Origin of the sequence: Proteiniphilum sp. UBA1028 (assembly GCF_002316955.1) — a bacterium.
Lineage (GTDB): Bacteria > Bacteroidota > Bacteroidia > Bacteroidales > Dysgonomonadaceae > Proteiniphilum.
Genome location: NZ_DCEN01000043.1, coordinates 50,500 through 64,108, shown reverse-complemented (window position 1 = coordinate 64,108; position 13,609 = coordinate 50,500). Strand labels below are relative to the sequence as shown.

Here is a 13,609-nt window from a genome sequence, read left to right as displayed (position 1 = left end):
CGCGACTGCAACTCAGCGCGTAAATACTGGCACTTCATCAAGGTGATGGGACGTTCTGCGTCGCACATCGCTCTGGAATGTGCCCTGCAAACGCATCCCAACTTTTGTATCGTGTCGGAAGAAGTGGAAGCAAAGGCATTGTCTCTCGACGACATCATCGATCAGATTGCCGGAGTGATCGCAAAACGGGCGGAGAAAGGATTAAACTTTGGTACAGTAATCATCCCCGAAGGGCTCATCGAGTTCATTCCCGCCATGAAAAAACTGATCAGCGAGCTGAACGACTTCCTCGCACACAACCAGGAGGAGTTCGATCTGGTACGTCGCTCCGGTAAACGCGATTACATCATCAGCAAGCTCTCTCCAGAGAATGCCGAGATCTACGCCAGCCTGCCTGAAACGGTGGCCCGACAACTCACACTCGACCGCGATCCGCATGGCAACGTGCAGGTATCGCTCATCGAAACAGAAAAACTGCTGGCCGAAATGGTAGGCAAACGACTGAGCCAGTGGGCCAAGGAAGGCAAATATGTGGGCAAGTTCGCAACAATCACCCACTTCTTCGGATACGAAGGGCGATGTGCAGCCCCGTCGAACTACGACGCCGACTACTGCTATTCTCTCGGCTACACTGCCTCGATGCTCATCGCTGCCGGCAAGACCGGGTACATGTCTTCGGTGCGCAATACCACCGGCCCTGCAGCCGAATGGATCGCCGGAGGAATCCCCATCACCATGATGATGAACATGGAACGTCGCCACGGAGAGATGAAGCCGGTGATTCAGAAAGCACTGGTAGCACTTGAAGGTGCTCCTTTCAAATATTTTGAAAGCCAACGTGAAAGATGGGCCATCGAAACCGATTATGTATATCCCGGCCCCATACAGTACTTCGGACCTACGGAAGTATGCGACCAGCCGAGTAAAACATTGCAGCTGGAACAAACCGGCAAGATTGCGATTCAGTAATCTGCACAACACACCATTAAAAAAGCCGCCCTTCACGGAGCGGCTTTTTTTTGTGGGTTGTTGCAAAAATATAGCAACAAACCGATCATCGGTTTTTAGAAGAACCTGTAGCGATTGTCCTCCACACCCATCTTTTCTTTTAACACCTCAACAGATTGCATTTGGAGGCGATAGGCATTGTTGTTGAGCATACTCATTTTCTGCGACGCAGCATCGTATGATTCGGTTCCCTGCGTACGATTTGATACCTGAGTTACATAAACAGCCATATTTCCTTTCATGGGGCCAACCAACTGGTTGACCGGCGCAAATGCAGAAACAGCATTCAGCACGGGCTCAAAGCCCAATCCCGTTATATTACGGGTGTTGAAGTTCACAAACCGGACGGTGTCCACAGCCCCCTTCATGGCCGAGGCATAGGCATCGAGCGAGGTCAGGCTTTGTGCTTTCAGATCGGTTACGATCTTGTCTGCTTTCTTCTTATTCACCAACTGCGTACGAATGCCGGAAGAGACTTCCGACAGCGGAGTAGTCCCGGCAGGAATTACCTGATCCATCCGCGCGATGACACGCATATTGGTGAGGTCAAATTTCTTTATGGCTCCGCGTGTTTTTTCATTGGCCGCCCAGGTGATAATCTGGCGGGAACCGGGTATCTGAGCCAATGAAAATTCGTTGGCCGAAACGGTGATGTTTGGCATAACCATGTAGCCTTTCTCCGATGCCAGTTCATTAAATTTGGCCCCTACATCGGGTGTGGAGACAAATTGATTCAATTCATTGTCGATGTTGTTCGATGTTTTCTCGCTGGCAACCACCGGCATATTGACAATGGCAACCTTGTACTTATTTACCGGATTGGTCCGTTCTTCCACCTGAAGAATGAGCTGCTGACCCGGGACGGTCAGCTTCACGGGTTGTCCAACCGGCGAAGTGAAAGCAGCCTGCACGAGGCCGGATCCCATCTGGACAAGATCAATCTCCCTGGCCCAACCAACCTCGCCACCGTTGGAGTTCGGGTTAAGGCTGTTGGCAACTTCAGCAAAAGAGCGTCCACCCTGCAACAAGCCATAGATGCTGTCCACAAAATTGGTAACGACGGAATCCTGTCCCACCATCGAAGCATCGGGTATTGCCATCATTCGCAACCGCACGGAATCGGGTGCTACGGTTTTGTCGATCAGCTTGATGATCTGATACGCATTTCCCTCGCGTTTGGGGCCGGCAATTTCGTTAATGGCTGCGCTACGAACAAATTCAACCTGGGAAGGGGTCAACATGAACTCGCTCACAAACACATCGCGATAAGGTGTATCGGAATAATCGGCCACCACGCTCATGGGGCTTGTAGCATTCTGCAGTTCAGTGAAAGCCTTTTTGGACTCAGCTTCTACTTCTGCAAAATCTTCGCTACTGGGTGTAATCTCTTTGGAAAAATAAGATATTTTTACGAGGGGGGCTTCCAGCCTGAACGATGCCTTGTGAGCATTGTAATAGTCCTGTATTTCTTTGTCGGTCACCGTTACAGCAGAATCAGGGATTGTAAAGTAACTCTGCATGACGTACGCAATGTCGGCGTTCTGCTGGGATAGATCAAACGAAGTTTTGGCTTCCAGATCGTTTACGATCACGGCGTTCGACAACAGGGATATATATTTCTCTTCCAGTCGTTGTGTACGTACCATATCCTCAATGAACAACCAGAGCGATTTGTACTGATTTACCAGCGCCTGTTCCTGTGGAGAGGGACTGGGCATGTTGATGGTATTGATGAATTCGATTAACGCTCTACGGCTGAATATTCCTGTCTGAGGATCAAGAAAGAACGGGAGCTGCTGCAGTACCGGTGAGATGTTTTCACCATGCACCATGTCGTTGAGCTCTGCCTTGGTCACGGTGAGTCCCAGCTTTTTAGTCTGATCACCGAGCAGGCGTTCACGTACCATCTGCTGGTATACCGCTTCGCGTATCTGCGACGAAGTGTTTTCATCGAGAGACGACTGGCCGCTGATCATTTTCTGAAATTCTTCAAATTCGGTAATTTTATCGGCATATTGTTGCGTGGAAATCACTTCGCCGTTTACCACGAATGCCTTATCGCGTGCTTTTCCAAACAATGTGGTACCCGAAGTGAACAAGTCTCCCAAAACAAAGGCAAGCAGGGCAACGCCAATCACGATCACCAGCAATGTACCTTTGTCTCTAATCTTTTGTAAAGTAGCCATTTAACTATTTTTTAGTTTTGTTTAAACGTTAAAAAGTAAATCGATTAAATAAGGGCACGAAGTTAATAAAAATAAAGCAGATAAAGATATTTTTTTCTGGAAAAAGACAGGATCACAACGTTAAAACGGGTGTACTATGTATGGGTATTATTTGTAATCAGACGCACTACTTCAATCTTACGTGCAGTAACTTTCAGTATTTTAAAGGTATATTTCCCTATGACGACGGTCTCATAGGTCTTCGGAAAGCGCTGGGTATGATGAAGGAGAAAGCCCGCCACCGTGGAATAATCATCCGATTCGGGAATATCAAGTCCGTACATTTCGTTCAGATGGTCAATTTCTACACGGCCGGAGAGAACATATTCCTGTTCTCCCTCCTGTTTAACAAATTTCGATTCCACATCGTATTCGTCCTCAATTTCTCCGAAGATCTCTTCCACCAAATCTTCCATGGTTACCATACCCGAAGTACCGCCAAACTCGTCAACCACGACGGCAATACTTTTTCGTTGTTGCATAAGGTCACTCATAAGTTGATTCGCAGGCATACTCTCCGGGACGAATGAAATGGAAGCAATATTGTGGGTCCAATCCCGGGGATTATTGAAAATCTCCCACATATGGATATAACCCAAAATATTGTCGATATCATCTTTAAATACCAAAATGCGCGAGATACCTGTCTCAATAAACTTCTCTTTCAATGTTTCCAGATCGGTATCCACGCTCACGGCCACAATGTAGGCGCGGGGCACCATGCAGTCTCTGATTTTCATGGAAGAAAAGTCGAGTGCATTGCGAAATATTTTCATTTCGGAATCCACCTCTTTCTCTTTCGACATATCGTCGATGCTTTTCTTCACATAGGTATCAAGGTCAACCCTGCTGAAAACCTCCTTTTCTGATCGTGGATCATGGATGCCAAACAGTGTAAGTATGCCTTTCGAAACTTCTACAAACACTTTGGCAACAGGATACATCAATATGTAAGACAGGAAAGCAGGAACGACAAAAAAATTCACCCAGAAATTGGCATTTTTCTGAAAAAAAGTGCGCGGCAAAAATTCTTCGGTTAACAGAATGATAAAAGTCAAAGCCACAATGAAAATCAACATCGCCAACAGCTCATTCTCCACACGAACAGAAAACTGGCTGTATACGATCAGGCTGGTGAGGTAGACAAACAGAACAAGAACGACCACTTTCCCGACCATAAGGGTTGCCAGAAACTGACGCGGATGTCCATAAATGCTGTTCAGCATGTAGTTATATACCCCGGTAGACTTTTTCCGGACGGCGTAGCGCAACTTATCGGATGAAACAAAGGCGATCTCAGTGCCTGAGAAAAAAACAGACAGAAACAAGGTAATCCACCATCCTACTTCCACAAATACTGACATGTCTTCTTCTGAATTAGGGGCCTGCAACTGACGATGCTACTCCTTTGTCCACAACGGACAGGGAGTCGGATGACGACTTACCGCTATGCAGAGAATCACCCGGAACATCTTCCGAAAAGGGCAACTTTCCGTCATGAGGCCGAAAGATACGATAATCGGTCATTGACTGATTCGATTCAAATCCGTAACCTTTGATTTCGGTGATACCCCGTTTAATTTCGATGTATTTATCGGAGTAAACCCGTTCTTTTTTCTGATCCCAATAAAGTTCCTCACTATCAAACTGCTCTCCCTTCATGTTTTCAACGTGTACGTTTTTTTTCAGCTTCCACAAGTCTTTGGTGTTGTAATACCAGGCAGTATCGGCTTTCACTGTAGCCTCGATGTTGAAATCGGGCGTAAAACGCTCCAGATAAATCCCTTCGGGAAAGAACCAGTAGGGTTCCTTTGCCTGGTCGAACACCTTCCAGACATCGGCCACGAGCTTGTAGCGGGTAATGCCTGAGTCGGATATCAGGGTAGTCACGGTATCGGTGATCATCGTAGGTACAACTTCGGGATCATAGGCAAAGGGCACCAGGTTTTCGTCCTTATTCTTGCAAGATAGAAAAAAAAGAAACATAACAACCACGGCGAAGGTGGTTGTTATGCATCCAGTATGTGGTATGTTGTGTTGTTTTTTCAACACCTTTTCGATTTTTTATATTTACCGTAAGCGAACGGTTGTATTTTCACCAATCCAGCCGGGAATAAACACCGATTCACCAGCCTTGATACCCATCATAAAGGCTGTTTCGGTGTCCATGAAGCCAGCCGAGTAACGGTTGATCAGGCTGTTTGCTTTGCCGGCAACACTCGGGTCAACGGCTCTTGCCTTTTGCAGTTTATCCACTGCTGCCAGATACACCAACCCGGCTTTCTCGGGCTCCGAGAAAATGTTGTTTGCAGAACTAGCATAGAGCTGTGCTATCAGAATATATGCTTCGCCGTTATTGGGGTTATACTGCAGGGCATCGTTGGCAGCCTGTCTTGCGCGGGCAAAATTGCGCTGGTTGGAGAAGATGCCGGCAAGCTGCATCATGTAGTCGGATGCTTTGCTTTTGTCGGTCTCCAGCTCTGCTGCCTGTTCGTAATATTTAAGTGCAGTCTCATAATCCTTGTCTCTCAGGCTCTTGTTAGCCAGCCCGATGGCTGCACCGGCAGACGGTTCGAGGTGATAAAGATATTCAGCTGCAGTAAAATAAAGATCGGTTTCGGAGCATCCTACAGAACCCAGGGCGTTGATCACTTCATTTAAAAATTGTTTATTGGTCTTGTTTGGCTCTACCTTGTCGGCATAATATTCAGTCAACGTCTTGCAATCACCTGCGCCGCTGCTGACAAAGCCTTTCACAATACCGTCCTTGACCATACCCAGATAATCGACATTGGCCTGATCATTGGCGCTCTTTGCATTAGCGATTGCCTGATCCACGTAGCCGACAACAGCAAAATAGTCTTTCAGGTACTGATCTTTTTTGGAATTGTCACTCAGGTACTGACTCAGTGAAGCAACCATATAATAAGAGTAAGCATCGAGCGGATTCATGTTTCCTTTCATCTCGCCAATAGCTTCACCCAACCACTTGTACACCACAGTCTGATCGGTTTTGTCGCCCATTAACTCCATGTAATCGTATGCCTTATACGCCAGGATGCTCCCTTTGGCATCGTCTTCGCCAAAATATTTAATACGTGTATCGTAAATCTCCATTGTTTTGTCGAGATACTCTTTTTTCTTGGCCTCATCGGTTGTAGCCTCATAAAGAGCCTTAAAGATGCGCGGACCATAGATAAAAATGTTCTTGCTCGATGCGGGACAATTTTCATACACAGCCATCCATGGCTTCAGGGCACTTTCGTACGCTTCTGCCTTAGCTGAAGTCTGCATAAGACTTAAGTTGAGCCGACAATTCACACTATCTTCGCCATGTCCGAAAGGTGCTTTAACAGGGTCATAGCCTGCTTTCTGGGCGTTGACACCAACGACCATTGCGACAGCCATGAATCCCGATAATAATAATTTTTTCATATTCGCTGATGTTTTTAGTTTTTTTCTTTCCTATTGGTGTGGTTTTGACGGATTGTTAAAACAAAAGTTTAATTCTTTCTGTTTTTTTATTCCCTCTTCACCTGTTTCCGATTAATTAAACTGCCTCTTAAAGAACCACAACTCATTAATATTCACATTAATGGAAACCTTGAACATGTCCTGGCTGATCATAAAATCACGATTGGGTTGCTGTCTCGAGTAGCCCAATCCTATGTTGAGCATCGATATGCGCCCGGACATATAATCATGAAATGGTAACCCAACACCGATGTTCACCCCATACTCCCTGAAGCTCCCCATAACGGCTTCACTTGCATCGCCATCAGGAGGGGTAACACTGAAGTTGGCGTATGAGTTGGCGAAAGAAAGGCCTCCCCGGAAACGGATACGGTGAAAAAAATTCTGGCTCAACGGGTTAATCACATATTCAAGGCCTGCATTCAGGCGGTAAGCATTGTTGAACCGGCTCTCGACAGTAAGGTCGTCCAGCACCGCCGGATAATCAAGGTTCTTCCACAGTTGATATGTACCGTCCATGCCGATCAGCAATTTGCCGTTGGAATAAGTAAAGCCGGCACCAAAGGTATGAGGCAGTTGAAAAGAAGCCTCTTTTAAGGTATCCGTAATCAGTACCTGGGAAGGCGACAGCCAAGGATTCTCATAAGGATCTCCTGTATAAAGCATCTCGGTCGGGTTCACGTCGGCCCTTGCATTTATCTGCGGCGTATATACCGCACCGAACGTTAGCGAACGAATCTTATCGATCGGATAGGTATATTGAATTCCCACGTCGTACTTTAATTCGCGGAATGCGTACGTATATTTTGTTTCTCCTATCAACGCCGATGTGGAGACAGGCGTAACCACGCTGCTATGTGAAAAAGACCCGAACAGGTAATTTACGTTTGCACCCAGGGAAATATTCTTGAACGGCTCCCAGGCAATACCCCCATATATTTGGGTCAACCCTCCCGTACCACGGTAGGTTTCCACATATTGGATATTGGAAAGAGCGCGCGCGCCTCCGAAATTATATCCCGTCTTTGAAAAGGGAAGCAGGCCTATGCTCGCTCCTACATTCCGGATGAGGGGAAATTGAATGGCAATATAATCGAGATTGCCGTTGTAAAAATCCCGGTTATTGATGCCGTCATTCATCCGGGCCAAATGTCCCGAAACACCAAAATCGAATATAAATGTAAGTGAATCAAGCTCAGAATAGGACGCGGGATTACCCGGGTTCACCTGCTGGCTGCGACGCAAACCATAGCTAATCCCTCCCATCGCCTCAGAGGCCCCAAGGGAAGGGTTCGATAATAGACCGTATCCATATCTGCTGTAGGGCGAGTTGGAACCTACCTGTTGCGCAAAAGTAACTACGGTAATCGAAAGGAGAGCGATCAACAAAAAGAAACGTTTTTTCCTAATATTCATCTGTTTCTATATAATAAACCAGCTCTTGGCCGCCTTATTTTAAAATATATTTGAGATTGCAAAGATGACATATTTTTGCGATGTCACCAACAAAACCCCCAAAACATCGTGTTAAAAAGATTAAAGTCACGTGAATCTATGCGATTCATTCCGTATTTCCTTCCAAATGTTTTGTCGTTTATTTTTTTTGTCCGTTACTGTAACCGTTATACGAAACTACCTCCTGCAACGGTTTTCGTTTTTTTTGTCTCAACGGTTGCACGCTGTAACCGATGGCAATGTCCAGCCACACTCTTTTGGACTCCGGAATAGACAACAGCTCTCGCATTTTGGCCTCATTGAACCAGCCCAGTATACAGGACCCAAGCCCTTCGGCGTGAGCAGCCAGGGCTATGTGTGCAGCTATGATGCCCAGGTCCATCTGTGCATAATCCTTCTGCTTCACCCATCCTCCCACACCCGAGGCCAGATTGACCTTTTCCTCCACAAGCACAATATGCACAGGGGCCTGCTTTGTGAAATGATTCATCCCCAGGGCACGGGCAGAGGTGGCATCGGCCACCCTGTTCTTCAGTTCCGGGTCATCCACCACGATGAGATGCCACGGCTGGGCGTTGCATGCCGAGGGAGCCATGCGGGCAGCAGCCACAATGCGATCTATTTTCTCCTTCTCTACCTGCCGCCCGGGATCAAAGGCTCGGTCGCTCTGTCGGGTGGAAACAAATTCAAGAAAATCCATATCAACTGTTTAATGCAGCTATCCGGCTGATGTATTTGCCAATGATGTCGAATTCCAGGTTCACGACCGACCCTTCCCTGATTTGATGGAAATTGGTATATTGGTAAGTATACGGGATGATGGCTACCTTAAAGCTGTTGTCGGTAGGTTCTACTACAGTAAGGCTCACTCCGTTCACGGTTACAGAGCCTTTATCAACCGTCATATATCCTTTTTTTGCCATCTCCCTGTCAAACTTGTATTCAAACGTATAATACCAGCTGCCACCAGCTTCCTTTACCTCCCTGCATACTGCTGTCTGGTCCACATGCCCTTGCACAATATGTCCGTCGAGACGGCCGTTCAGGGGCATGCTACGTTCGAGATTCACCTTGCTGCCAATCTCCAGAAGGCCGAGGTTCGACCGCTCCAAAGTTTCCCGGATGGCTGTCACCGTATAGGCATCCTCTTCGATGGAAACGACTGTCAGACAGACACCATTGTGGGAGACACTCTGGTCTACTTTTAACTCTCCGGTGAATGAGCATCTCAGCGTAATGTGGAGATTGCCCTGATCCTTGTTGAGTGCCACTACGGTGGCCGCTTCTTCTACTATTCCTGAAAACATAATTGTTTGTATTTATTACCAAATTGATGCACGTACTTCTTTGGGAAGATACAGGGGGTCGGAAGGCTGAATCCCGAATGCGTCGTACCAGGCATCGATATGAGGCAGAGCGCCATCTACACGCCATCTGCCAAGCGAATGCGGATCGATCTTTGTCAGCCTGAGGATCTCAGCATCGCGCACATTGCCTGCCCAGAGGTTGGCATAACTCAGGAAGAAACGCTGTGCCGGAGTAAACCCGTCGACAGGCTTGCCTGATTCTGCCTGCGAGCTCTTTTGAAAAGCCTGATAGGAGACCTGAAGTCCGCCATGGTCGGCGATATTCTCTCCCAGTGTGTAGGTACCGTTGGCATGCACCGTATCAAGCACGACGATATTGTCGAAATAGTTCACCAGCACCCCGGCTCTTTCCTCAAACCGTTGTGCATCGCCGGCTGTCCACCAGTCAGCGAGATTTCCGTCCTTGTCGAACTTCCTCCCCTGGTCGTCAAAGCCATGAGTCATCTCGTGGCCGATCACCACACCGATTCCGCCGTAATTGATGGCATCGTCTCCGTTCATATAGAAGAAAGGCGGCTGCAGAATTCCCGCAGGAAAGCAGATCTCGTTGGAAGAAGGACTGTAGTAGGCGTTCACGGTTTGAGGAGACATATACCACTTTGTCTTGTCCACCGGCTTACCCAGCTCGGCGATCATCTCCCCATATTCAAACTCCGATGCTCGCATCATATTTTGCCAGTAGGAGTCTTCCCTGATCTCGAGTGAGGAATAATCCTTCCATTTATCGGGATATCCGATCTTCACAATGAAAGTGCCCAGTTTTTCCTGTGCCTTGCTTTTTGTCTCGTCGTCCATCCACTCAAGTTGACTTATCCGCTCGCCCAAAGCCGTTTTCAGATTATCCACCAGGTCGAGCATCCGCTCCTTTGCCTGCGCCGGGAAATATTTTTCCACATAAAGCTGTCCCACTGCTTCCCCCATAGCACCGTTAACAGCATCAATTGTCCTGCGCCAGCGTGGACGGAGTTCCTTGCTGCCACTGAGTGCTTTCCCGTAAAACTCAAAATTGGCATTGACGAAATCATCACTCAGGTAACCGGCAGCAGAGTTAATCACCTTCCAGCTCAGGTAATCCTGCAACACGGCTACCGGCTCACGACGGATAATGGCGACAGCTGCCTTCACTGGTTCAATCTGAGACACATTCAGGCTGTCGAGGTCCGCAGCACCCATTGCCTCAAAATAAAGTGCCCACTCAAAAGGAGCCACCTTCGCATTGAGGTCGCTCACCCACATCTTATGGTAGTTCAGCTCAGGCAGGCGTCGCATCTCTTTGGTGACATGTGCACGCGCCAACTCTGTTTCAATTTTCATCACATTGGCAGCAGCCTGTTTTGCGCCGACTCCGGTATACCCTGTATGCTGAAACTGGGTTTCCATCAAAGCAACATATGCATCGCGCAACATCCGGGAATGTGCATCTTCGAGCAGATAGTAATCCCTGTCACCCATGCCGATACCCGACTGGTAAATATGGGCTATGTTCATCCCGCTGTTTTTATCATCGGCTCCTACTGTAAATCCGAAGAAGGGACTTGAGGCATAACGACTCACTTTTGCCATCAGCAGCACGATATCTTTTTTATCCTTTGCGCCGGCAATCTCTTCCAGCTGCGGGCGAATGGGTGCTGCACCATCACGGTTCAACTTCACGCTGTCCATACCCAGAGCATAGAGACCGCCCACCTTCTGTGCATTGGAGCCGACAGGATTCACCTGCGTGCCAAGCTCCGTGATCAGGCTCTGTATCTGCACCTGGTTTTCTTCCCGCAGCACATCGAAGGATCCGTAGCGGGCATATTCGTCGGGAATAGGATTGGCTTCTTGCCATCCTCCCGTAGCATATTGATAAAAACTCGCCCCGGGCGCAACCGTCCTGTCGAGGTTAGAGAGATTGAGTCGCTCCTGCGACTGCTCAGCTTTCTGCTGTGTGCAACCTGTGGTAATCATAACAGCCAAAACAATCATTGGGAATATAATCCGTGTCATATATTTGAAATTTAGTCCTGCAAAAATTTGTATAAGCCTTTAATAGCTTCACAATTATATTTCACTCTGTTTGCAGTACACGATTACAAAAGTACAAAAAAAAATTGTTCGATACACATCAGTGATACCGAACGGAAAAATTTGGAGGTATAAACTAGCTATTGATCAACCGATTCTCGCAAGTTCTTCCTTGATTTCCCGGTGTGTCTTTTCACTTACGGGGACCAGCGGCAGGCGGAGCCTGTTTTCGACCATACCTTTAAGGTAGAGGATACACTTCACGCCTGCGGGATTGCCTTCCACAAAGATCAGATGAAAAAGACGGTTGAAATTCTGCTCCATCTTATTCCGTGCACTCACGGCATTGCCTTCGAGTGCACTGTGTACAAGCCAGGACATCTCTTTGGGAAAAGCATTTCCAAACACCGAGATCACGCCGATGCCACCCATTTCAATTACAGTGGTCGTAATGGCGTCGTCTCCCGAGATGACATGGAAACCCCGAGGTGCTCCATCGACAATGGCTTTAATCTGATCCAGGCTGCCCGAAGCCTCCTTCACAGCCACCACATTGCTGCAGTTGCGTGCGATGCGAAGTGTCGTTTCGGCGGTCATATTCACACCGGTTCTTCCGGGAACATTATACAAAATAATCGGCAGCGGCGATGCCTGCGACAGCGCATAATAATGCTGAAAAAGTCCCTCTTGGGTCGGCTTATTGTAATAGGGCGTCACAGAGAGAACAGCACTGACACCGGTAAAATCGGTATGCCTAAGCTCTTCCACTACATCGGCCGTATTGTTTCCTCCCACACCCATTACCACAGGTATCCTGCCATTCACTTTTTCCACAATAAACCGGACCACCTCGGCTCTTTCCTTTTTGTTAAGAGTGGGCGTTTCGGCTGTGGTACCCAGCGCCACAATATAGTCGGCACCATTCTCCAGCTGAAAGTCCAATAACCGGGAAAGAGCATCAAAATCAATGAAACCCTCTTCCCTGAAAGGAGTGATTAAAGCTACCCCCAAACCTTGAAAATGAATATTTGACATGAAATGGCTGTTTTTTCCTGCAATTTATTTCCGGAAAGCACATTTTTTATGTAAAGTGTTTCCAAAGAGCAAAGGTACATATTTTTTAAAAAACATGCCCATATCTATGGAAAAACCTTCAGCCATGAACATTATGTCAAAATACAAAACTGGATGAAACGAACTGGATATGTACGCAAAAAAAGCCGGGTACAACAAATAAATGTGTATCTTTGTAAGGATGTTTCATCGTTTTCATGCGCGGCGAAAAAACAGGAAATCTCCAAGAATGAAACATTGAAGCGTGCCATTTAAATGCTTGCTGCCATGCAATTTTGGCCCGAAACATATTGCATTCCCGATGTCCCCATGCAGCCGTTTATTGATGCGGATGAGATTTGGGGATATCTGAACAATGCCCTGCCCACACCCGAAAAAGTAAGGAACATTGTCAACAAGTCGCTTGCCAAAGAGAGATTAAGCCTCGAAGAGACAGCCACCCTGATCAATGCGGCCGACGAAGAATCAGTGGAGCTCATCAAAGAGGGCGCCAGAGAGCTGAAAAAGAGAATCTACGGAAACCGGATCGTGCTGTTTGCTCCGCTGTACATCGGAAACAAATGCTCCAACAACTGTACCTACTGCGGATTCAGAGCTTCAAACAAGGAACAGGTAAGAAAAACGCTCACCCACGACGAGTTGGTGAAAGAAATTGAAGCTTTAGAAGATAGCGGGCAGAAACGTTTGATACTGGTTTATGGAGAGCACGCACAGTATAACCCCGAATTTATTGCCGATACCGTAAGGACAGCTTACAGCGTGAAGAAGGGAAATGGCGAGATCCGAAGGGTGAACATCAATGCCGCTCCGCTGGAGATTGAAGGCTTCCGTACCGTGAAAAAGGCGGGCATAGGGACGTATCAGGTATTTCAGGAAACATACCATCGCGAAGCGTATAAGACATACCATCTCCGGGGAAAAAAAGCAGACTTTGATTACCGGCTGACTGCACTCGACCGTGCACAGGAAGCAGGGATTGACGATGTGGGTATCGGAGCG

Annotated in this window: 11 protein-coding genes; 2 read left to right on the top strand and 9 right to left on the bottom strand. The window is 47.4% G+C overall.

Annotation, left to right across the window (positions count from 1 at the left end; all coding sequences use genetic code 11):
• A partial coding sequence (locus B3Z75_RS07605; RefSeq protein ID WP_294069516.1) for a diphosphate--fructose-6-phosphate 1-phosphotransferase occupies nt 1-969 on the top strand: 969 nt, incomplete at its 5' end.
• A 95-nt stretch (nt 970-1,064) separates the two neighbouring features.
• On the opposite strand, the gene B3Z75_RS07600 is transcribed toward B3Z75_RS07605, so the two are convergent.
• The 9 genes from B3Z75_RS07600 to dapA form a co-directional block, all read right to left on the bottom strand.
• The gene (locus tag B3Z75_RS07600) at nt 1,065-3,194 is read right to left on the bottom strand and encodes a peptidylprolyl isomerase (protein ID WP_294069513.1); all 2,130 of its coding nucleotides are present in this window, start codon (nt 3,192-3,194) and stop codon (nt 1,065-1,067) included.
• A gap of 134 nt (nt 3,195-3,328) precedes the next feature.
• Nucleotides 3,329-4,597: a hemolysin family protein gene (locus tag B3Z75_RS07595; RefSeq protein WP_294069510.1), complete on the bottom strand. Its 1,269-nt coding sequence runs from the start codon at nt 4,595-4,597 to the stop codon at nt 3,329-3,331.
• Between the two features lie 13 nt (nt 4,598-4,610).
• Nucleotides 4,611-5,285 (bottom strand): LPS export ABC transporter periplasmic protein LptC, encoded by a 675-nt coding sequence (lptC, locus tag B3Z75_RS07590; RefSeq protein ID WP_294069506.1) that lies wholly within the window; start codon nt 5,283-5,285, stop codon nt 4,611-4,613.
• An 18-nt stretch (nt 5,286-5,303) separates the two neighbouring features.
• Complete coding sequence (locus B3Z75_RS07585) at nt 5,304-6,668, bottom strand: tetratricopeptide repeat protein (RefSeq protein ID WP_294069503.1); 1,365 nt, start codon at nt 6,666-6,668, stop codon at nt 5,304-5,306.
• 111 nt (nt 6,669-6,779) lie between these two features.
• Entirely contained in the window at nt 6,780-8,123 is a 1,344-nt protein-coding gene (locus tag B3Z75_RS07580) for a hypothetical protein (protein WP_294069499.1), read from the bottom strand.
• Nucleotides 8,124-8,301: 178 nt separating this feature from the next.
• Nucleotides 8,302-8,862: a nitroreductase family protein gene (locus B3Z75_RS07575; RefSeq protein ID WP_294069496.1), complete on the bottom strand. Its 561-nt coding sequence runs from the start codon at nt 8,860-8,862 to the stop codon at nt 8,302-8,304.
• Nucleotide 8,863: 1 nt separating this feature from the next.
• Nucleotides 8,864-9,469 carry a riboflavin synthase gene (locus tag B3Z75_RS07570; protein ID WP_294069493.1) on the bottom strand — a complete coding sequence of 202 codons (606 nt, stop codon included), beginning with the start codon at nt 9,467-9,469 and terminating at the stop codon, nt 8,864-8,866.
• Nucleotides 9,470-9,484: 15 nt separating this feature from the next.
• Nucleotides 9,485-11,518, bottom strand: coding sequence for a M13 family metallopeptidase (locus B3Z75_RS07565; protein ID WP_294069490.1), 2,034 nt, complete (start codon nt 11,516-11,518; stop codon nt 9,485-9,487).
• A gap of 165 nt (nt 11,519-11,683) precedes the next feature.
• Nucleotides 11,684-12,571: a 4-hydroxy-tetrahydrodipicolinate synthase gene (dapA, locus tag B3Z75_RS07560; protein ID WP_294069487.1), complete on the bottom strand. Its 888-nt coding sequence runs from the start codon at nt 12,569-12,571 to the stop codon at nt 11,684-11,686.
• 306 nt (nt 12,572-12,877) lie between these two features.
• On the opposite strand from dapA, the gene B3Z75_RS07555 reads away from it, so the two are divergent.
• A partial coding sequence (locus tag B3Z75_RS07555; protein ID WP_294069484.1) for a radical SAM protein occupies nt 12,878-13,609 on the top strand: 732 nt, incomplete at its 3' end.